The organism is Streptomyces sp. NPDC001941 (assembly GCF_040296945.1).
GTDB lineage: Bacteria > Actinomycetota > Actinomycetes > Streptomycetales > Streptomycetaceae > Streptomyces.
Window position 1 is genome coordinate 44264 of record NZ_JBEOYE010000006.1, and the last position, 23727, is coordinate 67990.

Annotated in this window: 30 protein-coding genes and 1 pseudogene; 17 read left to right on the forward strand and 14 right to left on the reverse strand. The window is 71.9% G+C overall.

What is annotated here, in order from left to right; all coding sequences use genetic code 11:
- Positions 1-20: 20 nt before the first annotated feature.
- Entirely contained in the window at positions 21-380 is a 360-nt protein-coding gene (locus ABT160_RS07525) for a hypothetical protein (RefSeq protein WP_351644773.1), read from the reverse strand.
- A gap of 141 nt (positions 381-521) precedes the next feature.
- The gene (locus ABT160_RS07530; protein ID WP_351644775.1) at positions 522-920 is read right to left on the reverse strand and encodes a hypothetical protein; all 399 of its coding nucleotides are present in this window, start codon (positions 918-920) and stop codon (positions 522-524) included.
- A gap of 181 nt (positions 921-1101) precedes the next feature.
- Between ABT160_RS07530 and ABT160_RS07535 the strand changes: the two genes are divergently transcribed.
- The 3 genes from ABT160_RS07535 to ABT160_RS07545 all read left to right on the forward strand — a co-directional run bounded on the left by ABT160_RS07535 (position 1102) and on the right by ABT160_RS07545 (position 2829).
- Positions 1102-1704 carry a DUF6000 family protein gene (locus ABT160_RS07535; protein ID WP_351644777.1) on the forward strand — a complete coding sequence of 201 codons (603 nt, stop codon included), beginning with the start codon at positions 1102-1104 and terminating at the stop codon, positions 1702-1704.
- Between the two features lie 185 nt (positions 1705-1889).
- Positions 1890-2381, forward strand: coding sequence for a hypothetical protein (locus ABT160_RS07540; RefSeq protein WP_351644780.1), 492 nt, complete (start codon positions 1890-1892; stop codon positions 2379-2381).
- Positions 2382-2565: 184 nt separating this feature from the next.
- Positions 2566-2829 carry a ribosomal protein L7/L12 gene (locus tag ABT160_RS07545; protein ID WP_351644782.1) on the forward strand — a complete coding sequence of 88 codons (264 nt, stop codon included), beginning with the start codon at positions 2566-2568 and terminating at the stop codon, positions 2827-2829.
- A gap of 225 nt (positions 2830-3054) precedes the next feature.
- Here the strand turns inward: ABT160_RS07545 and ABT160_RS07550 are convergent, their stop codons facing one another.
- A complete protein-coding gene (locus ABT160_RS07550; protein WP_351644785.1) occupies positions 3055-3990 on the reverse strand; it encodes a hypothetical protein in 936 nt (311 codons plus the stop codon).
- Positions 3991-4574: 584 nt separating this feature from the next.
- Between ABT160_RS07550 and ABT160_RS07555 the strand changes: the two genes are divergently transcribed.
- Complete coding sequence (locus ABT160_RS07555) at positions 4575-4706, forward strand: hypothetical protein (protein WP_351644787.1); 132 nt, start codon at positions 4575-4577, stop codon at positions 4704-4706.
- Positions 4707-5020: 314 nt separating this feature from the next.
- On the opposite strand, the gene ABT160_RS07560 is transcribed toward ABT160_RS07555, so the two are convergent.
- On the reverse strand, positions 5021-5221 hold the full coding sequence (locus ABT160_RS07560; RefSeq protein ID WP_351644790.1) for a DUF397 domain-containing protein: 201 nt from the start codon (positions 5219-5221) through the stop codon (positions 5021-5023).
- Entirely contained in the window at positions 5218-6120 is a 903-nt protein-coding gene (locus tag ABT160_RS07565; RefSeq protein WP_351644792.1) for a helix-turn-helix domain-containing protein, read from the reverse strand. Before ABT160_RS07565 ends, ABT160_RS07560 begins: the two co-directional genes overlap by 4 nt.
- Positions 6121-6692: 572 nt before the next feature.
- Between ABT160_RS07565 and ABT160_RS07570 the strand changes: the two genes are divergently transcribed.
- Positions 6693-7064, forward strand: a complete 372-nt coding sequence (locus ABT160_RS07570) for an ATP-binding protein (protein ID WP_351644793.1) — start codon at positions 6693-6695, stop codon at positions 7062-7064.
- 508 nt (positions 7065-7572) lie between these two features.
- Here the strand turns inward: ABT160_RS07570 and ABT160_RS07575 are convergent.
- Positions 7573-8784, reverse strand: a complete 1212-nt coding sequence (locus tag ABT160_RS07575) for a hypothetical protein (protein ID WP_351644796.1) — start codon at positions 8782-8784, stop codon at positions 7573-7575.
- Between the two features lie 266 nt (positions 8785-9050).
- Here ABT160_RS07575 and ABT160_RS07580 point away from each other — a divergent pair, with 266 nt between their 5' ends.
- Positions 9051-9569, forward strand: coding sequence for a hypothetical protein (locus ABT160_RS07580; protein WP_351644798.1), 519 nt, complete (start codon positions 9051-9053; stop codon positions 9567-9569).
- Between the two features lie 29 nt (positions 9570-9598).
- A complete protein-coding gene (locus ABT160_RS07585; protein WP_351644800.1) occupies positions 9599-9895 on the forward strand; it encodes a hypothetical protein in 297 nt (98 codons plus the stop codon).
- Between the two features lie 183 nt (positions 9896-10078).
- Here the strand turns inward: ABT160_RS07585 and ABT160_RS07590 are convergent, their stop codons facing one another.
- Complete coding sequence (locus tag ABT160_RS07590) at positions 10079-10417, reverse strand: ArsR/SmtB family transcription factor (RefSeq protein WP_351644802.1); 339 nt, start codon at positions 10415-10417, stop codon at positions 10079-10081.
- Between the two features lie 26 nt (positions 10418-10443).
- Here ABT160_RS07590 and ABT160_RS07595 point away from each other — a divergent pair.
- Positions 10444-11505: pseudogene (locus tag ABT160_RS07595) on the forward strand (FAD-dependent monooxygenase); the annotation flags it as partial.
- A 32-nt stretch (positions 11506-11537) separates the two neighbouring features.
- Here the strand turns inward: ABT160_RS07595 and ABT160_RS07600 are convergent.
- A complete protein-coding gene (locus ABT160_RS07600; RefSeq protein WP_351644803.1) occupies positions 11538-12515 on the reverse strand; it encodes a hypothetical protein in 978 nt (325 codons plus the stop codon).
- Between the two features lie 165 nt (positions 12516-12680).
- On the opposite strand from ABT160_RS07600, the gene ABT160_RS07605 reads away from it, so the two are divergent.
- Entirely contained in the window at positions 12681-12941 is a 261-nt protein-coding gene (locus ABT160_RS07605; RefSeq protein WP_351644805.1) for a type II toxin-antitoxin system Phd/YefM family antitoxin, read from the forward strand.
- Positions 12938-13183 carry a type II toxin-antitoxin system RelE family toxin gene (locus tag ABT160_RS07610; RefSeq protein WP_351644807.1) on the forward strand — a complete coding sequence of 82 codons (246 nt, stop codon included), beginning with the start codon at positions 12938-12940 and terminating at the stop codon, positions 13181-13183. The genes ABT160_RS07605 and ABT160_RS07610 overlap by 4 nt, the downstream gene beginning before the upstream one ends.
- Positions 13184-13325: 142 nt before the next feature.
- On the opposite strand, the gene ABT160_RS07615 is transcribed toward ABT160_RS07610, so the two are convergent.
- Positions 13326-13685, reverse strand: coding sequence for a MerR family transcriptional regulator (locus ABT160_RS07615; RefSeq protein ID WP_351644809.1), 360 nt, complete (start codon positions 13683-13685; stop codon positions 13326-13328).
- 58 nt (positions 13686-13743) lie between these two features.
- Here ABT160_RS07615 and ABT160_RS07620 point away from each other — a divergent pair, with 58 nt between their 5' ends.
- The 4 genes from ABT160_RS07620 to ABT160_RS07635 all read left to right on the forward strand — a co-directional run bounded on the left by ABT160_RS07620 (position 13744) and on the right by ABT160_RS07635 (position 16162).
- Positions 13744-14073, forward strand: coding sequence for a putative quinol monooxygenase (locus ABT160_RS07620; protein ID WP_351644811.1), 330 nt, complete (start codon positions 13744-13746; stop codon positions 14071-14073).
- A gap of 155 nt (positions 14074-14228) precedes the next feature.
- Positions 14229-14642, forward strand: a complete 414-nt coding sequence (locus tag ABT160_RS07625) for a hypothetical protein (RefSeq protein WP_351644814.1) — start codon at positions 14229-14231, stop codon at positions 14640-14642.
- A 227-nt stretch (positions 14643-14869) separates the two neighbouring features.
- Positions 14870-15799: an FG-GAP repeat domain-containing protein gene (locus ABT160_RS07630; RefSeq protein ID WP_351644817.1), complete on the forward strand. Its 930-nt coding sequence runs from the start codon at positions 14870-14872 to the stop codon at positions 15797-15799.
- 201 nt (positions 15800-16000) lie between these two features.
- A complete protein-coding gene (locus tag ABT160_RS07635; protein WP_351644819.1) occupies positions 16001-16162 on the forward strand; it encodes a hypothetical protein in 162 nt (53 codons plus the stop codon).
- Between the two features lie 32 nt (positions 16163-16194).
- Here ABT160_RS07635 and ABT160_RS07640 read toward each other — a convergent pair whose 3' ends face one another.
- Genes ABT160_RS07640 through ABT160_RS07655 form a run of 4 tightly spaced genes read right to left on the reverse strand, consistent with a single transcriptional unit; the run spans position 16195 to position 19788 of the window.
- Entirely contained in the window at positions 16195-17424 is a 1230-nt protein-coding gene (locus tag ABT160_RS07640; protein WP_351644821.1) for an ABC transporter permease, read from the reverse strand.
- Positions 17421-18122, reverse strand: a complete 702-nt coding sequence (locus ABT160_RS07645) for an ABC transporter ATP-binding protein (protein ID WP_351644824.1) — start codon at positions 18120-18122, stop codon at positions 17421-17423. The genes ABT160_RS07640 and ABT160_RS07645 overlap by 4 nt, the downstream gene beginning before the upstream one ends.
- Positions 18119-19207 carry a peptidoglycan-binding protein gene (locus ABT160_RS07650; RefSeq protein ID WP_351644826.1) on the reverse strand — a complete coding sequence of 363 codons (1089 nt, stop codon included), beginning with the start codon at positions 19205-19207 and terminating at the stop codon, positions 18119-18121. The genes ABT160_RS07645 and ABT160_RS07650 overlap by 4 nt, the downstream gene beginning before the upstream one ends.
- Positions 19204-19788: a hypothetical protein gene (locus ABT160_RS07655; RefSeq protein ID WP_351644828.1), complete on the reverse strand. Its 585-nt coding sequence runs from the start codon at positions 19786-19788 to the stop codon at positions 19204-19206. Before ABT160_RS07655 ends, ABT160_RS07650 begins: the two co-directional genes overlap by 4 nt.
- A gap of 144 nt (positions 19789-19932) precedes the next feature.
- Between ABT160_RS07655 and ABT160_RS07660 the strand changes: the two genes are divergently transcribed.
- The 3 genes from ABT160_RS07660 to ABT160_RS07670 are packed head-to-tail and all read left to right on the forward strand — an operon-like array spanning position 19933 to position 22579.
- A complete protein-coding gene (locus ABT160_RS07660) occupies positions 19933-20616 on the forward strand; it encodes a response regulator (RefSeq protein WP_351644830.1) in 684 nt (227 codons plus the stop codon).
- Positions 20613-22058, forward strand: coding sequence for an ATP-binding protein (locus tag ABT160_RS07665; protein WP_351644832.1), 1446 nt, complete (start codon positions 20613-20615; stop codon positions 22056-22058). The genes ABT160_RS07660 and ABT160_RS07665 overlap by 4 nt, the downstream gene beginning before the upstream one ends.
- A complete protein-coding gene (locus ABT160_RS07670; RefSeq protein ID WP_351644835.1) occupies positions 22055-22579 on the forward strand; it encodes a hypothetical protein in 525 nt (174 codons plus the stop codon). The genes ABT160_RS07665 and ABT160_RS07670 overlap by 4 nt, the downstream gene beginning before the upstream one ends.
- Positions 22580-22601: 22 nt before the next feature.
- Here ABT160_RS07670 and ABT160_RS07675 read toward each other — a convergent pair whose 3' ends face one another.
- Positions 22602-23552, reverse strand: coding sequence for a terpene synthase family protein (locus ABT160_RS07675; protein ID WP_351644838.1), 951 nt, complete (start codon positions 23550-23552; stop codon positions 22602-22604).
- Positions 23553-23727 lie beyond the last annotated feature (175 nt).

The following is a 23727-nucleotide window of genomic DNA, read 5'->3' on the forward strand; positions in this document are numbered from 1 at the left end:
ACGCGGGACACGGGACGCGGTCAGTCCCGGTCCACGACAGCCGGCTCTGGACCGCCGCCCACCCCGGACCGCAGCCGCTCGATGATGCTCCGGGTCGCCTCGGCGACATCCGTCGTCTCAAGGCGGAGGCCATCGGCCTCCACCAGGAACGGCCACTGCCCACCGGGGCCCGTGTCCAACTGGACCTGGTCCGGGTCGAGGACGTCCCCCAGCAGGTAGACGTTGTCATCGTCAGCCTCGTGAATGACCGCCAGGCGTGCGACGGCCACCCCCGGGACGGCCTGATGCACTCGGGCGAGGACTTCGTCGACCGGTCCTCCCGTCAGGCGTCCCCGTCCCCACGGCCGCCAGGAGATCCACCGGTTCACCTCGTGCTCCACCTTGCCATGGCCCTCCCTCGCCCATCACGACCCTCATGCGCTTCGCGAACCCGGCCGTCTCAGGCCCACGCCTCCGCGGGCCCCACGCAGTGCCGGTCCGGTACTGAAGTCCGCCCAGCTCAACTCCAAGGTTCACATGCCCTATTGAGCGGCCCCAGAGGTCCCGAAGACCCGCACCACCCACTGATCCATCCGCGCTGCGAAGTCCGAGGCCGAGACGATGTCCGGGGCCGGAAGAACGCCTCCGTCCTCAAGGCGGGCCATGAGGAAGTCCACATCAGCCCAGCCACCGCGCCACAAGACCACCTGCAGCTCAGCCTCAGCCGCTCCCCTGATCACCACCCCGAGGGAGTCGGGATCCCTCACCCGTGCCCTGTCGGTCTCCAGCGTCTGGGGCCACGGCGCCTCCCCATCGCGCCAGGTCGGCTCCCCCACCTCAAGACCAGCCGACCTCCAGCGCGCGACACGCTCCAGCAACAGCGCGGCCGCTTCATCAAGATCAACAACACTGTCCACGACGAGATCATCCCTCAGATACACCGCCCAGCACCCACCCGCCTGCGGGAGCGGCCCTGAGCCCGGCACCACCCCGGGCCGGAGAAGGCGACACCCGCGAGAGCCGGGTGGTCACGACGATGCCGACCGGCCGCCCCGTGCGGTGACCTCCCCCGCCGCGGCACCCAGTCAGACAACAGTCGCGCACGGAAGGGAAGATGGGGCGGTGATCCGCCACGACGCCGCGACGCAGGCACTGTTCCAGCGCTACGCCGCTCCCGGCCGCCGCTACATGAAACTCGGCGGCGCGCTGCTGAGCGCGCCACGCGAAGAGTACGAGCCGTTTCTGCGTGCCCTGGCCGACGACGCCCGCAGCATCAGCGACGACGACCTCGCCGTCCTGCTGGAAGGAAGCTGGCGTGAACGGCGCACCGCCGCCTGGCTCGCCGCCGTCTCACGCCGAGAGCACCTGCGTGAGCACCTGGGCGCACTGCTGCTGCAGAGCGAGGTCTGCTGCGCGGGCCCCGCCTACTGTGTGGCACTGGCCAGCTTCGCGACCGGCCGGGACGCCGACCTGCTCACCGCCTACCTCGAACGCTACCTGCGCCGCCCCGACCTCTGCTACGACCAGCCCACCGCCATCGGCGCGCTCGCGCACACCGACGTCCTCCTCGGCGCCGACCGGACCGGTCCGCTCGTGCGCGAAGACGGCCTGTGGACGACGTGGTTCCACGACGCGCCCCACATGCACGGCGCCCCCTCCACCGCCCCCTTCCTCGACACGGTCCGGCGCCTGTGCGCGGTCATCGACGACTGCTCCACCAGGTGAATCCTCCACGCCCTGAGGTCCGCTTCCTGGCAAATTGACCGGATACGACACTCTCGTGCGCCTCCGGAACGCGGTATTCCCCAAGGTCAGCCGGTCGGCCACAATCAACACGGGGGCGGCAACGCCGGAGAGCAGCGGCACGCGGGGCGAGCGCGCCGAGGCCTGCGGCGAGAGGAAAGGAACCAGTGAGCATCGTGGTGGATCAGGACGGCGTCGAGGACGTGGTGACGCGGGCGCGGCTGGAGGTGCGTACCGGGGCGGCCTGGGCTGCGTGGGAAGTCGCCACGGCCGCACACGCGGACCTGGCCGCGCCGGTGGCGGCGCGGCAGGAACGAGGCGGAGTTCAGGGCGGGTTGGGCGAGCGGGTGCTGCCGGTGGTGTGGGCGTGCGTCGCACCCGGCGAGCGGCCCGGCTACCCCGCGGTGCTGGAGACGTTCCTGGTGCGGCATGAGGAGCGCCTGAAGCGGCTGTTCAGCCAGTACGGGACCGGCTCGGCCGGCGCAGTCGACGCTGAGCCGGGACGGTGCGAGCTGTACGCGTCCCCGGTCAGCCTGATGGTCCTGGAACGGCTTACCGGGTCCGGCAGCCGGGTGAGGCTCGCCGGCCACTGGAAGAACGAGGACCTCGACCAGAGTTGGCTGAAGGACGCCGCCACGGCGTGGGACGTCACCCCGTGAACGCCCTGCGCGCTGCAGCTCCGATGCCCGATGTGGCGGAGGCTTGAGGTCTTGCCGGGGACGGGACGTTCTTGCCGGTACGTGACGTCAGTGCCGGGGACGGGACCCCTTGGGGGTCCCCGCGCTCCCCACGCCCTTCACCCCAGCACTCTGGGCTGACGCCTCTGGTACGTACGCTGGATGCATGGCTGGGGAAGAACACGGGACCTATTTGCTGGTCTGCGACGACGTGCCCCACACCGTTGTCCTGGACGACGCCGGGCCCCGGCCCCTCGATGTCATCAAGTTCCTGCGCCGGCACACCGGGGCGAGCCTGTGGCACTGCAAGTGCCCCATCAGCGACCTGCCGACAAGCATCCTCACGAACGTGCCGGAGGAGACCGCCACTGTCCTGGCGGCCGCACTGCGCGCCGTCGGCGCCCGCGCTCACGCCGCCGCACGCCAGTAGATTCCTCGGCGCGCTGGGGGCATGGCATTCCCGTCAGGGCCACATGGTGGCGCCTGCGACGATGCCCTGACCTCCACGCGGGCGGAGAAGCGCGTGGGCACCCTGCCTCCATGCGGACGTCGTGCTGGTCGTTGGGCAGATGGGCATGGCAGGTGTTAGTGCCCTTACGCAGCGGCGAGGTCGCCGACACGTTCGTATGCGGCACGCCCGACCGCTGCGCCGCGCTCACAGGTAGCACGCTGCGTCGTAGGCGAAGCGTCGGGCCGGTGAGAAGCCGTCGAAATCGCCGGTCGCCTCGCTGTGCAGGATCCGCTCCAGGGCCGCGCTGCTCTGCGGTGAGGTCTGGCTCGCGAGGAACTCCTTGGTCGCTTGCAGGCCCGCACCGCACAGCAACTGGACGTCGATGGAGTGGGAGGCGTCGAAGCTGGCACTCTTCGCGTTCCAGATCAGTTCGATGTCGCCGAGGTCGCCGGCATGGCACAGCTGCACGCAGCAGAGCCTCATCAGGAGCGTGTTGCCCTCGCCCTGGCTGTCGCGTTCACGGCGGGTCCGCTCGGCCAGCAGCGCCCGCACCTCCCCGAGACCGCGCGCGTCGGGGCGCAGCCCGTGGCGTGCCAGCCACAGCTCCTCCTCGTCTTCTTCTTCGACCTCGACCTCGACTTCTTCTTCTTCGTTTTCCTGCTCGTCGTCCAGCAGCGCGTCGAGCGCCGAGCGGGCTTGCGCGATCAGTGCCTTCCAGGATTCGCCGCGCAGCGTGGCGGCCTCGAAGGTGACGACGGGTTCGGCGCCGCTGACGCAGTACCCGTAGACGGAGGAGGCCACGTCAGCGGTGAGGAGGCGGTCGTAGTGGAACGTCCCCTCGAACGCGGCCCACGCGACAGCCGGGCCGTCGGCGCAGACCCGGCGCAGCGCTTCACGTGTGTAGGTGCGCAGGTCCAGGGAGGTGTCGGTGAAGGAGAGGTCGTACGAGAGCAAGCCCCGGGGCGCGATGCGCGGTGGCTGCTCAGCCGGCTCGAACGGGAAGACCTCGTCGGGCACGAGGCCCGCGAGGTGGAACGCCTCGGGTGGCAGCGGTCGGTGTCCGGCGCCGACGACGAAGACGGTCACCGTCACCGGGCCCAGGGAGCACAGGGCCTCCTCGACTTCGTTCAGGCGGGCCACGTCGGCACTTCCTCCTGCTGTTCACGTCCGGGTTCGACGGTTGCCATCTTCCCAGGGCTCCCTCCCGCGGATCCCGGGTCGGTCAGGAACCGGAAGGGGCAACGGGCCCGCTGTTGCGCCCGTACGCCGCAGGTCCGCCCGGCCTCACACCCGTACGCCGCAGGCCCGTCCACCCTTACACCCGTACGCCGCAGGTCCATCCGGCGGGATCCCGGCAAGTCCTACGGCGAGGCGCGGCCGGGCGGCTGCCTCAGTGGGGGAGCATGGCGGACAGCCGGTGACCACCTTCCCGGCGGTCCGGCCCCGTTACCCCTCCCCCCCCGGGGTAGCGGGGCCGGCACCCTTACCCGCTCATCCGCTATCCGCTTGCGCGGGCCCGACAGGGCCGAGGACCGCACCCGGTACCAGCATGCTTCCGGCTCCGCGGGCGCGGCGCGGCGCGTCCGTCGCGGCGGGCGAGCAACCACCCCCGGCCCGGCATCCGGGGATCCTGCGCGCGATCCCGCACCCACCCCTTGAACCACTGCGCTTGAAGTACTACGCTTGCAGCACTGCACGACGAACCGCTGACAAGGAGTTCCGGTATGCGCGTTCCCCGCCACAACCCCCAGCGCGGCACCTCGTTCGCGCACCTCAACCGCAAGACCTTCCAGCCGCCCCGCCCCCGCTCGCTCCCCAGCCCCCGGCCGCTGCCCAAGCCCGGCAGCCGGCGGTGACCCGCGGCAAGACCCACGCTCCGAACCCGGCCGCAGCCACCACGCGGCCGGGTTCGGCCGTTCCCGGCACATGCCCTGCCCCTCGCCCAAGAGACCTTCAGGAAGCCTTCAGGAGGCCTTCGCCCAGGCGCGGCGAGATGGGGTGGTGGTCGCCGCCGGCAAAGGCCGGGCCGGTACGGGAGGTGCCGGCCCGGCCGGGGGCAGGTGGCTGCTCATGGCCGTGTGGATGACAACCAGTCCATCGCTACCGGCCGTTGGCCACGGGCCGTTGGCCACCGGCCGCTCGTTACCGGCCGTTCATTACCGGCCGTTCATTACTGGTCGGCCTTCACGTGGTCGATGAAGGTGGTCCAGGCGGCCGGTGTGAACCGGAAGGCGGGACCGTGGGGGTCCTTGGAGTCCCGTACGGCCATGTCGCCGTTCGCGCAGTGCCCGCCCTGGACGCACTCACCGCCCTGGTCGTTGCTGTAGCTCGATGAGAACCAGTCCACGGACAGGTCACCGGCTCGGGTCATCGGATCTCCTTGCTTGCTTGTTCGATCATGCTCAGGGACTTCTCGTATCCCGGAGCGACGGCCTGGAGTTCCCGGAACGTCGACTCGTACAGGTGCAGGTCCTGTTCGCGACGGGACACTCCCGCGCCCGTGAGGTTCTCCAGGTAGACGATGGGCCGCAGCGAGCCCGGGAACGTCAGGAACGTGAAGGGCCCATTCATCCCGGGATGCCTGCCGACGGAGAACGGGACGACCTGTACGTTCACGTTCGGGCGCGCCCCCGCGAGTTCCGTGATGTGGGTCAGCTGGGCGCGCATGACGGCGGAGCCGCCCACCGGCCGGCGCAGCACGGACTCGCTGATGACGGCCGTGAACTCCAGGGGTGATCCAGGACGCAGAAGTGCCTCCTGGCGGGTCATGCGCACCGCGATCCGCTTCTCGATCTGTTCGCGGGGCAGGCCGGTGTGCGCGCGTTCCAGGATGGTCCGGACGTAGTCCTCCGTCTGGAGCAGGCCGGGGACGAACTCGTTCTGGTAGCTCTCCAGTCGGGCGGCGACGGCTTCGAGGCCGAGGTACGCCTTGAAGCTCGGGGTGATGACGTCCCGCACGTCGGGCTTCTGCCACCAGTCGCGTCTGGTCTTGGTGACCGAGGCGTAGCTCATGAGGACCTCGGTCGTATCGCTTGAGGCACCGTAGACGGTGCACAGCGCCAACACGTCCGAGGGCTCGGCGACGCCGTTCTCTGCGGTCTCCAGTCGCGTGATCTTGGACTGGGCCCACGTCAGGCGCCGGGCGACTTCGGCGGCCTTCAGGGCGGCACTCTCACGGAGCTTGCGGAGCTCCACGCCGAGCATCAGGCGACACAGTGCCGGTGTCGCCGATTCAATGGCGGGCGCCTCCGGCGCAGCGTGGTCGGTCATCCCCACCCTCTCCTACTTCTCGACTGACAGTCTGACCCCGAACGTTCTGGTGGAGCAACGAAACTTCACGCAATTCGGGGAACGTTTGCGTCGTCGCGTGAATTCGCCCTCATCTTAGGGGAGTTCAAGGAAGAAGCGCTCGCAGAATTCTGCGAGATGGCTTTCACGGCAACCAATCTGCTGCCATGCTGAGTTCAGACGGCGACTCTGCGTAGGCGGCATCGGCTGTACCGCGCCCTCTCGCCGTGACCCTGCCGTACCCGCAGCGGCTGTACCGGTGCCGCCGCTGCCGCGTTCGGGGAGTGGTCGCCGTGACCTGTCGTGCGACCTGCCGTGAGTCGCAGGCCGAGGCCAACTCCGAAGCCAGGAGCGCCTGTTGGCCTGCACACCAAGCCCTCCCACAATCCCTCCGCGAAGGACCACCCATGTTCCCCTTTGCCCTCATCCCCGTCCCCACCCGGCTCGGCCAGGAACCGGCGAGCCCCTTACCGGGCGCATTCCGGGCGGCGCTCGCCGCGCGAGCACGAACTCCCGGCAACGCCTCTCCACGGGAAAGGAGTTGGCCGAGCACCGTGCGCAGGGCGATCGACCGGCGGCTCGCCCTCGCTGGTATCCGGCCGCAGGGCCGTGACGAGGTTGCGCTCGTCGTCTCCGAGCTGGTCACCAATGCCGTCCTGCACACCCAGGGGGCCATCACCGTGGAAGCCCGTGTGGAGCACGGCCGGGTGTACGTCACCGTCACCGACGGGGACGAAGCGCACCCGCCGGCACCCCGAGCCCCGGACCCCGACGACGAGCGCGGCCGCGGCCTGCACCTGGTGGACGCCGTCGCCGTCGACCACGGCGTGAAGCCCGTTCCCGGTGGCAAGCAGGTGTGGGCTGTCGTCGACACCACCAACGACCAGGTTCCACCAACGACCAAGCCTGAGCGCACAGATGCGTGAGGCGATGACCACCGCCACCACCGTCAGGAGCCGGCCCGTAGCGCCGTCGTGGCCGTACGACGCGGGCGCGGAGCTTTGACCGTACCGGCGCCGGATGCCTGCGCGACGAGACGGGCCTGCTACACGGTCAGGTGGGCCGAACCGGCGCCACCGCTTCCCCCCGTGCCGTGTGGCCCCCACTCGCTCCAGGACCACAGCCTTCCGGTCTCCCCGTCCAGGCACAGGCCGTACAGAAAGTCTTCCGCGTGTGGCGGCTGTCATGATGACCTCCATGACTGCATACCGAAAGGCCGATGCCGCGTAGACGGCCGGGCGCCCTGCGCGCCGAACGAGTGGCCCGCGTACCTGGGAGACCCTGTCCACCGAGCTGCCTCCCCGAGCTCGCCTGGAGCTGAAACGCCGCGTGGCGGTCCTGGACGCCGTGTACCTCGGGCGTACCTTGCCCGATCCGTTCGCCCGTCATCGACAGTGGCGCTCTGACCTGTGGTGAGCCGCACCGGGACAGCCGTCAGGGTTCGATCGCGTAGCAGGTGGTCGCGCCCTTCTCCACCTCCCAGGACGACGCGGGCGGAGAGACGTGCCCGTACATCGCCCCCGCACTGCCCGCCCATGCCTCCGGTGCCTTCGCCCTCGCCTCGCGGCACGCGTCGTCGATCCCCTCGCGCACCGCGCCGTCGCCCGGATAGTCGCCGCCCAGCTTCAACTGCGCGTAGATGCGCGCGTCGTGGGAGGTGCCGCAGGGCACGATGACGACCCAGTCCCACTGATGCGTGCCGCTGTCGAGGTCCGCGCAGGAACCGGGGCGTACGTCGGCGAGGCGCGCGTACGCCGTGGCGGCGTCCAGGACGCGCTCCCCCGCGGACAGCGCGGGCGGCGTCGAGCTGCCGTGACCCGTCAGGACCAGGGAGGCCTTCAGCGAGGTCGTCCAGGCGAGGGCACTGCCCTTGCGGCCCAGCAGCACCGTGAGGTCGGCGTCCGCGCGGGTGATGCGTCCGCGCGCGTCCACGGTCAGGGTCATCGGTACCGGCGCGTCCGTCGTGTACTCCTTCGGGACCTCGCGCAGTTCAGCGTGCAGGAAACCGGGCACGACGTCGGCCACGGCCTTCAGACCCAGCCTCATGGTGTAGACGCGGCCGCCGCCCGGGGCCGGGCGGGCGGTGACCGAACGCGCGCCGGCCACCGCTTCGAGGAGCGTCCCGCCGAACGGGGCGACGATTCCTCGTAGCTCCGAGATGGCGTTCGCTCCGGTGCTGTCGGAGACCGCGGTCGTGAAACGCAGCCAGTAGTCCGCGCGACCCGGTTGCACGGCGACCGTGGCCCGGTCCACGTACGCCTCTTGCACCGAGACCCGGGCGCGACCGTGAAGGAGCTTTCCCAGGAACGTCTCCCCCGCGTTGTCGGGAAGACTCGGCGGCACGTTCCACACCCTGGCCGCCCGGGCACGATCTCCGCCGAAGTCGAGGAAGCCCTGCGTGGTCTGCGTCGCCGCGCCCCGGCGCGAGCCGAAGGTGATGGTCTGACGGAAGGCCGCGGTGCGGGAGTGCTGGGTGGCCTCGACCGCGAGCTGCGGCTGGCGGGCCGCAGGTTCGGCGAACAGCGGTGTCGGCGAGGGGGCGGGCCGCGCCCGCGTACCCCTGTCCGCCCCGTCCGCCCCGCAGGCGGACAGCAACAGGCAACTGGTCAGGAGGGCCACGGCGGTACGGGCTGAACGGTTGATCACACAGAACAGACCAGGTGGACAGCCCGGTGGTTGCCCTGATCCGGGTCACGGAAGGATCACCGGCTGCCGGGGGCAGGCCTCACCAGGGAGGAAAACCTCTTGGGCCCGGCCGGCCCGGTCCGGTCCGGGACGCATGATCCCTGCCTCCTCGGCAACGACGACGGCGCCGATACGCCGAACGTGACCCATTGACCGCCGACCGCCTGAGGTGCCTGAGGTGTCTGAGGATTCTGAAAGTGCGTGCCGTCTCGCCTACCGTCGCTCCCATGAACAGCGACGGTGTAGTGGTGGACGAGGCGGTCCGTGCGGCGTGGGACGCCTACCGGGTCCTGGAGAAGCGGACGCCGGACGAGGAGCGTCAGCAGGCGCGGGAGCGCGTGCGGACCGCGGTGGATTCCTTGGGGCATGAGGAGGTTTCCCGGGGCACGGTGTTCCTGGTCGGGGTCCTGACCGGGTACCTGATGAGCGACCCGCTGGGCAGCGGGGACCGGCTCGATCCGCTCAGCGACCTGATCCCCGGCGTGATCCGCCGGCTGCCGTCCTTCGAGCTGGCCGATCCGGAGCAGGTGCCGATGGTCACGGGTGTCCTCATGGCCGCCGCGATGGGCATGGACACCGTGGTCTGGCGTGACCGGTTCGGGCGCATCCCGCCGAAGGAGGCGACGGTTCACGGCTTCGTACTGTGGCTGCTCGCTGATCTCTTCGACTCCCTGGTCCAATCGCCCGGTGCCATCGACCAGTTGATGTGTGACACATTCAAGAGCATGGGCGATGAGGGCCGCTGACGTCGTACGGCCCGGGGAGGGAGGGCACGGTGGAGGAGTTCGAACGGAAGCCCGCGGAGGTGCGGATCCCGAAGGCCGCTCTGGATGCCTTCGCCGCTGCGCTGAGCGTGCGCACGGCGGCGATGCGTACCTGGTCCGACGGCATCCAGTGGATGTACGCGATGGGTACGTGGGACGAGCCGCACCTGGAGATCGCGCTCATGCCGGGCGGTGAGGAGGTGTGGCTGCGGATGTCCACCGACCGGTCCGTCATGGCCGTGTGGACCATCGAGCAGTGGCACGGCTTCGTCGAGCAACTGCCCGACGCCACGCCGCCGCAGGGCTGATCCGGGCACCGCGGGATCGGGCCCGGCCCGGGTGCTCCCACGCGGGCCGGCCGTCCGCCACGGCGCCGTACCGGTCCGGATCAGCCCCGGAGCGTACAGGCGAACTCCCGCGCCCAGCACACGCGTTCGTCACGCATGCCTCGCGGCGCGCGGCCCGGGCGCCGGGCGGCCGAAGCAGGGGATTCAGCCGTGGGAAGCGGTGGCGCCCGGAGGTTCCGTTTCCAGGAGGGCGAGCAGCCCGGGGAATCTCTTCTCGATGTCCGCGCGGCGCAGACGGACGCCCTCGCGGTTGCCGTAGTCGACCTCGTCGATGAGGCCCGCCTCGCGCAGGACGCGGAAGTGGTGGGTCTGGGTCTGCTTCGAGATCGGGAGATCGAAGGAGTTGCAGCCCCGCTCGCCGTCTCCGCGGTCGGCGGCCAACTGCGCCATCACCGAACGGCGGTGCTCGTCGGCGAGGGCGCGGAACACCGCACCCAGGTCGAGCGCATCGACCTCCGGGCCGACCAGGTTCTTCCCGGCCACGCGGCACCTCCTCCCGCAACGGCTACCGCCCGACGGTCGTCGAACAGGCCCGGTACCTGCGCTCCGGCGGCAGCGCGATCGTCGTGAAGGGGCCCGCCATCCCGGTCGCCGACCGCATGGGCATCCTCCCCGAGCTCCGCGAACTCGCCACCCGCAACCGGTCACTGACCCTGCTCGACCCCGGCGGCCGGCCCCTCCTGCGGCTCCCGCTCGCCTCGGACGGGGCGCCGTCGGTCGAGGTGACCCGAGCCGACCTGTCCGAGGTGCTCCACCGGTCGGCGCGGACCGAAGCCGAGTTCGTGTACGACGACACGGTCACCGCTCTCGACCAGGACGGAGACGGGGTCGACGTCACCTTCCGGCGGTCCGCGCCACGGCGCTTCGACCTGGTCGTCGGTGCCGACGGGATCCACTCCACCGTACGGCGCCTGGTGTTCGGGCCCGAGCGGCAGTTCGCGAGCGACGCGGGCCTGTACGGCGCGACCGTGCCGCTGGAACCCGACGCCATCGAGGACCCGACCGAGATGACGATGCTGACCGTGCCGAACCGGATGCTGGTCGTCCACCCCTCGCGGACCACCCCGCTCGCGATCTTCACTTTCCGGGCCGCGCGGCCGGCGCCGCACGACCGCAAGGACATCGCCCGCCACAAGCAGTTCGTGGCCGACGCCTACGCCGACGTACGGTGGCGGGCATCGGAGCTGGTGGCGGCGTTCGTCGACCACCCGGCTCCGTTCTTCGACCCCCTGACCACGATCCGGGTGCCCTCCTGGTCCCGCGGGCGGGTCGTGCTGCTCGGGGACGCGGCGGCCGCGACAGCCCTGCTGGGGGACGGGTCCAGCATGGCGATGGCGGGCGCGTACGCCCTCGCGGAAGAGCTCGCCGCCCACCCTGGTGATCACGCGCGGGCCTTCGCCGCCTACGAGACGCGGCTCCGCCGCGAGGTGGGTCCGCGACAGCGACGCGTCGGCCTGCTCTCCAGGCTCATGGTGCCCCGCACCCGGCCGGGCCTCGCGGTGCGCAACGCGGTGGGCCGTGCGGTCGGTCGTACGAACCTAACCACCCCTCGCGAGGCCGCGAAGCGATAGACCGAGTCCGCGCCAGCCGGCGCCAGTGCCTGTCAGCCCCGCTGACCGCCGCGGCCACGGCCGCGTTCGGCGCGGGCCCTGGCCAGCGCCGCCTGCCGCACGGCGTCCTGGGCATCGGCACCCTGGCGATCCTCTCGCAGGCGCAGGATCGGGCTCTCCTCCGCACCGGGCTCGGGGGGCGGAGGCGGCGCCTGCAGGCGGTCCGGCCGGGCCGGGTCGTCGTAGTGGGCGCGGGCCCGGTCCAAGGCGCGGTCCTGGTCGGGCCGAGGCCCGCCGAGCGGGTCGCGGCGGCGGAGGGACGCGCGTGCGGCGCCGGTGCGGTTGGTGCCCTGCAGGAGCTGGCTGCGGATGGCGGCCGCGGCGCTGCGCGCGCGGTCGGGGTCGGCGAGTGGGACGGCGGCGGGTGCGAAGCGGTACTCGGGCCGGGTGCAGGTGGTGCACACGCTCTGGTCGTACAGCAGGGCGCCGTCCTCGCACTGGGCGATGTGGCAGGGTCCGGGGGCGACGAGCTGGACGGCGATGTCGTCGGGGCCCCAGCGGATGTCGTCGAGGTCGGCGCGCGAGTGGAAGATCTTCTCCCAGCGCTCGTACCAGCGGCGCCGGATGCGGGTCAGGAGCTGGGAGGCGGAGCGGTGGGCGTAGTGCCGCTCGTCGAGCTGCTGCAGGATCTGCTCCCGTACGGCGACGGGGAAGCGTCCGTGCAGTGCGTTGCGCAGGGCGGCGGGATAGCCCTGGCAGACGAAGTGGACCGGGTCGCCGCCCGGCCCGCGGCGCCATTCCAGGCAGGGGCAGGGCCGGCCATCGGGCGGGACCGGCTTGAGGCAGAGCTCGCAAAGGCCCTGGCACTGGGCGCACATGCCGCCGTGCAGGCCCTCGACGGCGGCGGCCGGCGGGCGTCCGCACGCGGTGCAGCACGACGCGCACGGGCCGCACAGCCGCTCGTCGCGGGTGGAGGTGACGTAGCGGCGGGACTGGCACCGCGAGCACATGCTCAGGTCGTGGTTCAACATCGCTCCCGTTCAACGAGCGCTGGCAGGACGAGGATCCGGCACGGCCGCGGCCCGCACCGTGGTCCCCGGCCCCAGGATGACGCACCCGTACGCCACCGCGCACACCCGCTGGCCTGCGGCCCGACCGCCGGCCGCGGTGGCCCGCCCGTGCGTACGCTGAAGGGCATGACGCCCAGGACGTACTCGCTCGCGGAAGCCCGCGCCCGGCTGGGCGCGATCGCCCGCGAGGTCAGCGCCCGCCGCGAGCCCGCCGCCATCACCGACCACGGCCACACCATCGCGGTCCTGGTGAGCCCCGCCGACGCCCTGGAGCTCCAGGAGCTGCGCGCACTCGCCGCCTACCGCGACCGCCGCGCCCGCGGCGAGGACGCGGGCATCCCCCATGCCGCCGCGCTGCGCCGGGTGTTCGGCGAGGACGGCGCGTGAGGTACGAGGTCATCTGGGAGCCCGAGGCCCTCGCCCAAGCCGAACGGCTGGCCGCCGATGACCCCGAGGGCGTGCGCCTGGTGTTCTCGGCCGTGGACCGGCTGGGCGGAAACCCCCGTCCCGAGGGGGCGTTCGGCAGCACGGACGCGGTGCGTGTCCACGTCGGTCCCTACCGGGTGCAGTACGAGATCAACGACCGGCACGTACGGGTCAGCGTCATCCACCTCGGCCGCGCCCGCTGAACCCCGCCGGGCACGGCCCGACGGCAACGGAAGTCGAGGTTGGCTCCCGTTCGCGGAGCTCTCCGCCCAGCCGTCCGGGCCCGCTGGGCCGTCTTCGAAGACGGCCCTTCGCCCGGCGCAGGTGGCCCTAACGGAGGTCGCCCTAAACGAGGGTCTCTTCGCGGGCCTGGGTGGCGGAGATGAGCCCGGCCAGGGACGTGCGGGTTTCCGACAGCGCCGAGATCCGGTCGTCCAGACCCTGAAGGTGCTCCTGAAGGGTCTCCAGCTTGCATCCGGCGACCGTGCCGTCCTGGCCGACGCACGGCAGGAGATCGCGGATGACCCGGGTCGGAAGGCCGGCGTCCAGCAGTGCGCGGATGCGGCGGACCACGGCGGGGGCACCGTCGTCGTAGCGGCGGTGGCCGCTGTCGAGGCGGTAGGACGCCAGGAGGCCCTGCTCCTCGTAGTACCGCAGGAGCCGGACGGATGTGTCCGTCGCCGCGGCGAGCTCGCCGATCTTCATGTGGCGCCCCTCACAAACCCTTGAACCTCACATCGATGTGAGATCTTAGCGTGAGGCCATGACGAACACGGCTCACCCCATCGCCCTCTACGGCTTCCTCCGCCCCAGGCCGGAGCGCGCGGACGAAGTCCGGCGCATCCTCACCTCCTTCGTCGAGCCCACCCGGCAGGAGCCCGGCAACCTGCAGTACCACCTCCACGAGCACGACGACGGCCGCTTCTTCCTGTACGAGGTCTGGCGCTCCCAGGAAGACCTGGACCTGCACAACGCGACTCCCCCGCTGCGCGCCTTCCTGGAAAACCTGTCGACCTTCCTGGAGGGAGCCCCGGAGGGCTACTTCGACACCATGCTCAGCCCGTACCCCGTGGCGGAGCCCGTTCCCGCCTGAGGCAGGTGCCGGCACCTTCGGCGTTCGCGTGACGGCGCAGCTGTCAGGGGCGTGAAAGCCGGGTGACAGGACGCGTCGCGAAAGTAGGGCCATCAGAAACCGCACGGACCGCCCCCAGGCGGGGACGGTCCGGCCGAGCCCAGGAGACCTTCACCATGACGAACACCCTCACCCTCACCGCCCAGGACAAGACCCTCCTGCGCACCGCCGCCTACGGCGCCGTCTCCCTCCTCGCCGCCGCAGATCCGGCCGGCTCCCCGCACAAGGCCGCCACCGCCGGCAGCATCGCCCTCGCCTCCTCCACCGGGCCCATCGGCCACGTCCTCGCCGACAAGGCCGGGAGCATCACGATCCAGGGCAAGACCGTCGCCGCGATGGCCGACCACGTCCTGCCCGCCCTCACCCAGGTCATGCAACTGCTCAAGGCCGAACACCCCGTCGATGCCGACGCCTTCCGGAGCATCGTCCTGCGCGCCCTCGACACCGCCGCCCTCGCCGGCGCGGGCCGTCCTGGCCCGGCGGCGGCCGACATCACCAACAAGATCGCCCAGGCCCTCGACAGCGAGTGAAGGGCAGGTGCCCTGTCGGCAGATTCCCCAACGCAAGCGTGGCCGTGGTGTCCCGGGACGGAGGCCTTCGCCGTCGGCGAGGCACCCGCCCAGCGGGGCCGTGGCCGGATCGGCGATTATGAGGGGCGTAAAAATAGAGTGAAGACAGTGTGCAAAGATGCGAACGTTTCTGCGACGCGCGTTCGATCAGCGTGCGTCGTACGCATCTGCAGGGGGGTCCCACCTTCATGAGCACCACCACGCGCCGTCTGCCGCGGCGCGCCCTGGCCGTCACCGCCGTCACCGTGGCGCTGGCGTCCGCCGCCGGCACCGCGTTCGCCACCGGTAACCCGTCGCCGGCCGCCCACGCCGCCGACACGGCCGCCAGGGCCTTCCAGGCCCAGCAGGCCCGGCCCGCCGCCCAGGCCGCGCCCCGCGCCGCCACGGTGAGCACGCCGACCTACCCGCTGGTGCTGGTGAACAAGAAGACCAAGAAGATGTCGCACTTCGGTCCCAACGGGTCGGGCGGCTTCGGCAAGCGCACCGACACCGGCGAGGACTGGAGCGACGTCAAGAGCGTCCTCTTCGACGACAGCAACAAGGACGGCTACGTCGACGGCAACTGGGTCGTCCTGAGCGACGGCTACCTGGGCTACGGCAACGAGAACGGGGGCTGGGCGCGCGGTTCGGGCTGGTCCACCTACCGCGTCTCCTCGCCCGGCGACCTCGGCCACAGCCGCGACGCCGACCTGTTCGCCATCGACAAGACCGGCGTCGCCTGGCTCTACCTCGGCCGCCCCAACGGCGCCATCGGCGTCCGGGTGCGCCTGGGCAGCGGCTGGAACAACTTCACCCAGATCGCGGGCCAGGGCGACCTGACCGGCGACGGCAAGGCCGACGTGGTGGCCCGCGACAAGTCCGGCAACCTGTTCCTGTACGCGGGCACCGGCAACTACAAGGCGCCGCTCGCCAAGGCCGTGAAGATCGCCACCGGCTGGAACGGCTGGAACCGCATCTTCTCCGTCGGCGACTACGACTTCGACGGCCTCTCCGACCTGATGGCCCGCAACTCCGCCGGAGAGATCTACCGCTTCTCCGGCACCGGCAACGCCAAGGCCCCCCTCGCCAAGGGCGTGAAGATCGGTACGGGCTTCAACGCGTACGACATCATCAACTGACGCCCCACGGGCTGACGTTGTAGCACCCCGCGTGTGGGCGGGACGCGGTCACGCGTCCCGCCCACACGTGTTCCTCGACGCGTTCAGGAACCGCTGGTCGAGCATTCTCGGTGCTCGGCTCTCCTGCCTGGTGCGGCACGGACCCGCCGGGGCGCTGACGGGCGCTCAGGGCTCGTACCGGGTCGCCCGTATGCTGCGGGCATGAGCACAACCGAGCCCCGTGAGACGGACCCGATCACCATCGCGGCCAAAGCCATCAACTCCTACCTGGACGAGATCGGGGACGACGACTTGGACGCGTGGGACCTGGCCGAGAACGTGGTGGTCTCGCTCCGCCAGCACGGCGTACTCGGCCCGTCCTGACCCCGGTCGCCTCCGCGAGCCCGTCCAGGTGGTCAGGCGGTGGTGAGTGCTTCGGTCGGGGAGAGCCGTGAGGCCCGGACGGCCGGATAGAGGCCCGCGATCGCGCCGATGGCCACGGTGGCGCCCATGCCCGCGCCGATCGCCCACGGTGGTACGACCGCCGTCCAGCCCTGCAGGGCCGCGAAGGCGTACGTCGCCGTGGTGCCCAGGACCGCTCCGGCCGCTCCGCCGAGCAGAGAGAGGAGCAGGGCCTCGGTGAGGAACTGGGTCCTGATCTGGCCCCGGGTCGCGCCGATGGAGCGGCGCAGGCCGATCTCGGCGCGGCGTTCGAGGACCGAGATGATCATCGTGTTGGCGATGCCGACCCCGCCGACGAGGAGGGCGACTCCGCCGAGGCCGAGGAGGAGGTTGGTGAAGGCGCCGTCGGCGGCGGCCTGGGCGGCGAGCGCGTCGGAGGGGCGGCTGACCTTCACCTGCTCCGGGTTCTGGGGGTTGGCGGTCTCGGCCAGTACCGCCCGCACGTCCGGGACCGCGGTGCTGTCCGAGCGTTCGAAGAGCGTGGTCGGATGGCCGTCGAAGCCGAGGTACTTCCGCGCGGCGGGCCAGCCGACGAGTGCGGAGCGGTCCAGGTCCGGGACCAGTTCGACCGGCTCCAGTACGCCGATCACGGTGTACCAGCGCTCGCCGAGCCAGACCAGCGAGCCCGGTTCCGCCCCGAGCCGTCGGGCGGCCTGGGTGCCGAGGACCGTGGTGGGGTAGGTCGCGGTGGCGGCCGTGAACCAGCGTCCTCGTGCGGGTTTCACTCCCAGGGTGTCCGCGAGGTCGGCATGTGCGGCCAGGACGCCGAGGCCGCCGCTCTCGGCTTCGGGTACGGAGTCCGTGCGCCGCACCGTGACGTCGAGCTTGCCGGTGCCGCTGGCCCGGGTGACCGGGCCGATGCGGGCGACCATGGCGATGGCCGACTCGGGGAGCCGGGCCTGTCCGCCGCCGAGGGACTGGCCCGGTTCGGCCGTCAGCAGGCCGGTGCCGAGCCGGTCGAGCTTGGCCATGAGCTGGGCCTTGCTCGAGCTGGAGATGCCGACGACCGCGACCATGGTGGCGATGCCGATGGCGATCCCGAGCGCCGAGAGGACGACCCGCACCGGACGGGTGCGCAGTCCCGTGGCGCCGACCCTGACGACGTCGCGGGGGCGCAGCCGGGCGGGGCGCAGTCGCGTGTCGCGGTGGCCTCGGGCGCGTGGGGCGGGTGCGGGGCGCGTCATGTTGTGCCGCCCCGGGGTGCGGTGGGGCGGGCCGGGCTGTCCGCGACGCGGCCGTCGCGGACGTGCACCTGTCGGGGCAGCGCGGCGGCGATGTCGTTGTCGTGGGTGATGACGGCGATGGTCGAGCCGTCGGCGTGCAGTTGTCGCAGGATGTCCATGACGGCCCGGCCGGAGCGGGTGTCGAGGTTGCCGGTGGGTTCGTCGGCGAGGATCAGGTCGGGTTCGCCGACCACGGCGCGGGCGACCGCGACGCGCTGGCGTTCACCGCCGGACATCTGGGCGGGCCGGTGTCCGGTGCGGTGGGCCAGGCCCACGGCGCGCAGTGCCCCGTGGGCGCGTTCGCGGCGTTCGCCGAGCGGCAGTCCGCCGTACAGCAGGCCGTCGGCGACGTTGTCCAGGGCGCTCAGGCCGGGGGCCAGGTGGAACTGCTGGAAGACGAAGCCGATGTGGGTGGCCCGCAGTGCGGAGAGTTCCCGGTCGGTGAGGGTGCCGACGTCGTGCCCGGCCACCCGCACCGTGCCGGAGCTTGCGCGGTCCAGGGTGCCGATGATGTTCAGGAGGGTGGACTTCCCGGAGCCGGACGGTCCGACGATCGCGGTCAGTTCGCCGTGTTCGACGCGCAGGTCGACGCCGTGCAGGACCCGGACGTCTCCGGCGTACGTCTTGACCACGTCGGTCAGTTCGATGACGGCGCTCACTTGGGGGGCACTCCGATCCTCATGCCTTCCCGGAGGCCCTCGCCGGTGACCTGGACCCGCCCGTCGGCGTACATGCCGGTGGTGACCGCGACCGTGCGGGTGCCCGTGTCGGTGACGATCTCCAGGCCCTTGCCGCCCTCGCGCAGCGCCAGCAGCGCCTCGACGGGGACGGTCAGGACGTCGCGCGCGGATTCGGCGGTGACGGACACGGTCACCGGGACCTGGTCGTCCCCGTCGCCGATGCCGGACCTGGCGGGCACTTCGATGGTGACGGGGCTCTTGCCCGCGCCGGGGGTGTCCTGGCCGTCGGAGGGGGCTCCGGCCTGGGGGGCGGGCGCCGCGGGGGGTCCGACGGCGGTGACCGTGCCCTGCGCGGGCTTGCCGTCGGGCGGCGTGAGGGTGACCTTCCGGCCCCGCTTGAGCAGCTGTCGTACGTCGTTCTTGACCTGGGCGGTCACCACGCGGGTGCGACCGCTGAGGGTGAGGACCGGGCCGGCCGCCTCGATCCTGTCGCCGGTCAGGGCCTTGACCTCGGCGATCCGTACGGCGTCGGGGAGGAAGACGACCTGGCCCGCTGTGAGCGTTCCGGTGGCCGGGGCGCCCAGCTGCTTCTGCCACTTCCTGACGGCGGACGTGGTGGCGTCGTCGTACGTACCGCTCGCGGTGACGTGATAGCCCAGTGAGCGCAGTCCGTGCTGGAGCTGGGAGACGTCGATGCCCTTGGCGCCCTGGGCCAGGTCCCGGTACATCGGCACCTTGCCGTACAGCAGGACGGTGGGGACGCGGTCGATCTCGTACAGCGGTCGGCCGAGGCGCACGGTGGTGCCGGCGGCGGGCGGCTGGGCGGTGAGGGTGCCGCCCCGGGCCGCCTTGAGGTCGCGCCGGTCGGCGAACCCCAGGACTCCCTGGAAGGAGGTCTTCTGCTGGAGGTCGCCGCGGGTGATGCGGTCGGTGGGCCGGGCCTGCGCCCGTGCGGAGGCGGGGGTGGGGTCGGCGTCGTCGCGGAGCGCGAGCGCGGTGGCGCCCCCCGCGGCGACGAGGACGACGGCGGCCGCGGCGGCGAACTTCCCGGCGGGTCGCCTCACTTGCCGTACACCCGCTTCTGGCAGACGGGGTCGGCCTTCTGGAAGGCCGGGTCGGCCAGTACGTCGTCGGCGTTGGCGCCCTCCGGGAACAGCCGGCCGTCGCGGGGGTCGGGCCAGTCCTTCATGCCGTTCTCGCGCATGCACCGCGCGTACTTCAGCTGGGAGTCCCTGTCCTTGGCGTCGGAGTCGGCGGGCCGGTTGGCCTCTGCCGCCCGCATCCACTGCGCCTCGGTCTTCTCGCAGGTCTTCTTCGCCTTCATGAAGGCGGCTTCGCCGGCGTCGCGGTAGGCGCTCTGGGTGTCCGGGCCCTCGTCGGGCTTGGGGTCGGCCATCTTCACCCCGGCGGTGCGCATGCACCCGATCCACTTCAGCATCAGGGCGTGCTCGTCGGGCTTGTCCCCGCTCGTGGTGCCGCCGGTGCCGGTGTCCTGGCCCTGGGCGGGCTTCCGCGCGCTGGCCACCGGTGTGTCGGAGCCGCCTCCGGCTCCGCACGCCATGGTGAACGCGAGCACGGGCAGGGCCATCACCACGGTGGACCGCAGGGTGCGTGAGCTGTGGGAGTACTTCCGGATCGTCTTCATGCCCTCACAGTGGGCCGGTCACATCAGCGCCGGTTCAGCTCCACATCATGGCTGTGCAACAAACCGGCCCGGAATGCGCCTGACGTCCTCGTACCGGCCTCGACATGCCCGAGGACCCGATCAGCGGTGCCCATAATGACCCGCATGTCCCATGTACTGCTGATCGAGGACGACCCCGCCCTGCGCACCGGACTGGAGATGGCCCTGCGCCGCACCGGGCACCGGGTGGTCGCGTGCGCGACCGGCGAGGAGGGCCTGCGCGCCCTGGAGACCGGGCCGGTCGACGTCGTCGTGCTGGACCTGATGCTGCCCGGCATCGACGGCTTCGAGGTGTGCCGCAGGATCCGCGCCTCCGGGCCGCTCCCCATCGTCATGCTCACCGCGCGCGGTGACGACATGGACGTCGTGGCCGGGCTGGAGGCGGGCGCCGACGACTACGTCGTCAAGCCCGTCATGCCCCGGGTGCTCACCGCCCGCATCAGCGCGGTCCTGCGGCGCACCGACGCCTCCCCCGCGCGGGCCCGGCCGGTGGAGCGGCACGGGGACCTGGTCATCGACCGCGCGGCGCTGACCGTCGCCAAGAACGGCCGGCCGCTGGCGCTGCCTCCGACCGAGCTGCGCATGCTGCTGGCCCTGAGCGCGGAGCCGGAGCGGGTCCTCGGCCGCGAGCAGCTGGTCACCGCGGTCTGGGGGCACGACCGCCACATCGAACCGCGCCTGGTCGACGCCTGTGTGCAGCGGCTGCGCCTGCGCATCGAGGACGAGCCGGGCACGCCCCGGTACGTACAGACCCTGCGCGGCTTCGGCTACCGCTTCGGGCCGCTGTGACGGCGCGGCGCCCCCGGTGGCTGCGCGGGCTGAGAGCGCGGCTGGTCGTCGCGTTCGTCCTGCTCGCCGCGTTCAGCACGGTCGCCACGGCGACCCTCACCTACCGCCAGGCGCGCGCCTCGCTCATCGACCGCGCCGAATCCGCCCTGGTCACCGACTTCAGCGAGCAGAGCGGCGAGCTGGCACCGGCCCTGGCCTGGCCCGCCGACCGGGCGGTCCTCGGCCGGTTCTTCGACCAGCTGACCCCGCGCACCCGCCCCGCGGGAGTACGCCTGGTCCAGGGCGGGGTGAACATCGCGGGCAACACCTTCGCCTCCGCCGTACCGGTCCCCGCCCCACTGAGCCGCCGGGTGCGTGACACCGGCCGCCCCGCCCGGCAGCGCGTCGTCCGGGACGGCGTGCCCTGGCTGGTGATCGGCACGCCGGTCGCACTCCGGCATCCGGCGGGCACGGCCGCCGGGTCGTTCGAGCTGTACCTCGTCGCCTCGTTGGGGGCCGAGGACCGGGACGTCGCGGCGGTCAGGTCCGCCGCCTGGGCGGCCGCGCTGCCCGTCACCGGCTGCGCGATCCTGCTCGGGCTGCTCTGCGCGGGCCGGGTCCTCCGGCCGGTGCGCGAGCTGGCCCGCGCCGCACGGGGGCTGGGCGCCGGCCGCCTGGACCACCGGGTCCCGGAGACCGGCGACGATGAACTCACCGAACTGGCCAGGACGTTCAACCAGTCCGCGCAACAGCTGGAGACGGCCGTCACCGAGCTGCGCACCATGGAGGCCCAGGCCCGGCGGTTCGCCGCCGACGTCTCCCACGAGCTGCGCACACCGCTGTCGGTGATGACCGCGGTGACGGACGTACTGGACGAGGAGGCACCGCGGATGGCCGGCGACGGCGCCACCGCCGCACGCCTGGTCAGCAGCGAGACCCGGCGCCTGGTCCAGCTGGTCGAGGACCTCATGGAGATCTCCCGCTTCGACGCCGGGGCCGCCCGGCTCCGCCCGGACGAGGTGGACGTGCCCGCGCGCCTCGCCGCCACCCTGTGCACCCGCGGCTGGCAGGACCGGGTGGTGGTCAGCCCGAGCCCGCCGGTACGGGCGCGCCTCGACCCGCGCCGACTCGACGTGATCGTCGCGAACCTGGTCGGCAACGCCCTGCGGCACGGCGGCGAACCGGTCGTCCTCGCCCTCGGCACGGACCCGGCCCGCGGTGAGGTGGTGATCGAGGTCGCCGACAGCGGCCCCGGGATCCCCGACGACGTGCTGCCCCACCTCTTCGACCGCTTCTACAAGGCGGACGCGGCCCGCACCCGATCCGAGGGCAGCGGCCTCGGCCTGGCCCTCGCCCGGGAGAACACCCGGCTGCACGGCGGCACCCTCACCGCCGCCAACCGGCCGGGCGGCGGTGCGGTGTTCACCGTACGACTCCCCCAGCACCCCCAGGAGCGGTCATGAGAGCGGTACGCCTGTGCGCCTGGCCCCTCGCACTCCTGCTGACCGGTTGCGGCGTCGGCGCGAGCGGGGTCCAGCCGGTCGAGGGCTCACCGCCCGCCGTCACCGTCGCGGCCCGCCAGTACTGGGCCACCGACGACGACCACCTGCGCGGGGTGGTCCCGGCCAAGGAACCCGCGCAGCCCGGCACCGCCGACGCCGTCCGCTCCCTGCTGACCGGACTCAACGGGGCCGTATCGGCGGCCAACCTCTTCACCCGGCTCCCTCCGCTGCCCGAAGGCGGTGGCACACCGCGGGTCGACGTCCTCGCGTCCCCGGCCGGGCAACTGACCGTGGTGCTCCCCTACGACGTACGACGGCTCGACAAGCTCGCGGTGGGCCAAGTGGTCTGCACCGCCTGGTCGGCCGAGGCCGCGCGCCGCGACTCCCTCGCCCAGATCCCCGTACGCCTGACCGGTGACGGCGACCACGCCCGGGGCCCGTACCGCTGCGACGACTTCCCTACGGACGCGCAGACGCCCTGACGGGACATGCGGCGGGCGGGCGTCACTGCAGGGCCACGGCGTAGCGGTCGGTGATCTTGTTCCAGGAGAGGAAGCCGGCCGAGCAGCCCATGAGTGCGTCCACCCAGCGGGCGAGGTCGTGCTGGTGGTCGCCCGCCCAGTGGGCGCGCCTGAGGGCTCGTGCCTGCCGTGTGGTGAGGCGGCAGTCGTCGTGGAACCGCCGGGTGATCGTCTCGATGGCGTGTTCCCGGGTCGCCCCGGGCCGGCGGGCGATCACGTGGACGGTGTTGACGAGTTCGCCCCGGGACTCCTCGGCCTCCAGGGTGAGCACGTCGCTGTGCCAGGAGCCGGCCCGGACCAGGGTCCAGATGAACGTCTCGGCCTCGGGGTGTTCCGCGATCGCGGCGGGCAGGTCCAGGGCCAGTTCGTACTGGGTGAACAGGCGGAACGCCAGGTGCTGGCCGATGGTGTGGAACCGGTCCCGCATGAACTCCTCGCGCGGCTCGCCCTTGTAGGCGGCCACGCGCTGTTCGCCGCGCAGCCAGTCGGTCATCCAGGTGACCAGGAGCGCCCTCTGCCGTGGCGAGAGCAGGAGGTCCTCGACCGCTTCCGCGTAGGCGTCCAGCCACGGGTCCGCGGGGCCGCGCTTGCCGTTGTGCAGGTAGTCGATGAACGCGGCGAGGAAGGAGCCGGCCTTCCCCGTGTCGTCCAGCCACAGGCTCTCGCAGTACTCCTCCATCGCGAACCACAGGATGTAGTAGCGCGTCAGCCGCTCCAGGCGGCTCTCGTCACTGCCCGCGTGCATCATCGCCACGAAGAGCGTGTAGTCGCCGAGCAGGAACCGCTGCAGCCGTTGCCCGTGCAGGACGTTCTTGGCGATGAACCAGTCGTGGATGCGGGGCCGCACGTACAGGTAGTGGCCGCTCACGTGGGTGGGGAAGGGGAAGTCGAGCTCCGGCATGTTCGTCTGGCGCTGTGCTGCCCGGTACTCCACGGGTTCCCGCGGAGTAGCGGGCACGGGTAAGCGGCCGCCGTTGTGCGCGGCCGTTCCAGCGGTGTGCGGCTGCATCTCGCTCCTCCGAACCCTTCGACGGATGGCTGCCGGACTGTCTGGAATTCCCTGCCCGAGCGGTACGCATCCCGGCGTAAGGGGGGCGCGCTGACGCATC

Bases quoted from the DNA above. Each gene is read 5' to 3' on its own strand.
- ABT160_RS07630 (WP_351644817.1), top strand. From the start codon at position 14,870: ATGAGCACCACCACGCGCCGTCTGCCGCGGCGCGCCCTGGCCGTCACC.
- ABT160_RS07670 (WP_351644835.1), top strand. From the start codon at position 22,055: ATGAGAGCGGTACGCCTGTGCGCCTGGCCCCTCGCACTCCTGCTGACC.
- ABT160_RS07605 (WP_351644805.1), top strand. From the start codon at position 12,681: ATGACGCCCAGGACGTACTCGCTCGCGGAAGCCCGCGCCCGGCTGGGC.
- ABT160_RS07600 (WP_351644803.1), bottom strand. From the start codon at position 12,515: ATGTTGAACCACGACCTGAGCATGTGCTCGCGGTGCCAGTCCCGCCGC.
- ABT160_RS07545 (WP_351644782.1), top strand. From the start codon at position 2,566: ATGGCTGGGGAAGAACACGGGACCTATTTGCTGGTCTGCGACGACGTG.
- ABT160_RS07580 (WP_351644798.1), top strand. From the start codon at position 9,051: ATGAACAGCGACGGTGTAGTGGTGGACGAGGCGGTCCGTGCGGCGTGG.
- ABT160_RS07555 (WP_351644787.1), top strand. From the start codon at position 4,575: ATGCGCGTTCCCCGCCACAACCCCCAGCGCGGCACCTCGTTCGCGCAC.
- ABT160_RS07635 (WP_351644819.1), top strand. From the start codon at position 16,001: ATGAGCACAACCGAGCCCCGTGAGACGGACCCGATCACCATCGCGGCC.
- ABT160_RS07660 (WP_351644830.1), top strand. From the start codon at position 19,933: ATGTCCCATGTACTGCTGATCGAGGACGACCCCGCCCTGCGCACCGGA.
- ABT160_RS07615 (WP_351644809.1), bottom strand. From the start codon at position 13,685: ATGAAGATCGGCGAGCTCGCCGCGGCGACGGACACATCCGTCCGGCTC.
- ABT160_RS07560 (WP_351644790.1), bottom strand. From the start codon at position 5,221: ATGACCCGAGCCGGTGACCTGTCCGTGGACTGGTTCTCATCGAGCTAC.
- ABT160_RS07620 (WP_351644811.1), top strand. From the start codon at position 13,744: ATGACGAACACGGCTCACCCCATCGCCCTCTACGGCTTCCTCCGCCCC.
- ABT160_RS07565 (WP_351644792.1), bottom strand. From the start codon at position 6,120: ATGACCGACCACGCTGCGCCGGAGGCGCCCGCCATTGAATCGGCGACA.
- ABT160_RS07625 (WP_351644814.1), top strand. From the start codon at position 14,229: ATGACGAACACCCTCACCCTCACCGCCCAGGACAAGACCCTCCTGCGC.
- ABT160_RS07640 (WP_351644821.1), bottom strand. From the start codon at position 17,424: ATGACGCGCCCCGCACCCGCCCCACGCGCCCGAGGCCACCGCGACACG.
- ABT160_RS07655 (WP_351644828.1), bottom strand. From the start codon at position 19,788: ATGAAGACGATCCGGAAGTACTCCCACAGCTCACGCACCCTGCGGTCC.